This window comes from Phycisphaeraceae bacterium, assembly GCA_040222855.1.
Lineage (GTDB): Bacteria > Planctomycetota > Phycisphaerae > Phycisphaerales > Phycisphaeraceae > Mucisphaera.
In genome coordinates this window covers 1-725 of sequence record JAVKCD010000007.1, presented here as the reverse complement: position 1 = coordinate 725, position 725 = coordinate 1, and the positions used below count along the sequence as shown (strand labels likewise).

The 725-nt window shown below is 62.3% G+C and carries 1 pseudogene; it reads right to left on the bottom strand.

The annotated features are described in order from the left end of the window. Positions 1-27 precede the first annotated feature (27 nt). Positions 28-564, bottom strand: a pseudogene (locus RIG82_03250) (IS630 family transposase). Positions 565-725 lie beyond the last annotated feature (161 nt).

Sequence of the window (725 nt, the reverse complement as noted above, 5' to 3'; positions counted from 1 at the left end):
TATTGACTAATGCGCCAGCAAAGTAATTTAGCTGAGTTCGAGTTTCGCCCATCGGAAGTGTCCGCGAAGGAGTTGCTGCTGGTGTGCTTGCCGGGCGAGTTCGGTGTCGACGCTCGCTTGCAGTTGGTCGATGTCGTCGGAGGGCGCGTTGGCCAGCGGGCCCCACTTACCGGTGGTCCAGACGTGCTCGACCGGGTTGAGTTCCGGTGCATACGCGGGCAGGCGGTGGAACCGGGCCCACGAACACGCGAGCTTTCGCAGGCAGTTCTCTGCCCGACGATGGGCGCCCAGGTTATCCCAGACCACGTGCAGCTTGCGGCCCAGTTCGAGCCGCAGATCATGGAGGAACCACACGAAGTCTTCCGCCTTGGCGTTGTGATCCAAAAGCTTGAAGAACATCCGCACACGGCGACGCCTCGGCGAGAGCGCCAACGCCGTGACGACGCTGAGGCGATCGTGTCGATCCCACTGTTCCAAGATCGGCGTCTGGCCCGTTGGTGCCCACGTGCGGCGCACCAACGGCTGCAGCATAAAGCCCGATTCGTCGATAAACACCACGCTAGCTTGATCGTCTTCGCCCCTTTTTTATCGCCGGCCACTTCTCCTTTCGCCAGACTTTCACCGCCTTGGGGTCCTGCTCCTTGCTCCGCCGCTGGGGCTTCTGGCAGGAGAACCCCAAGGCGTGTAGCAACCGGCCGAGGTGGCTGGGGTGGTACGAGACGCCC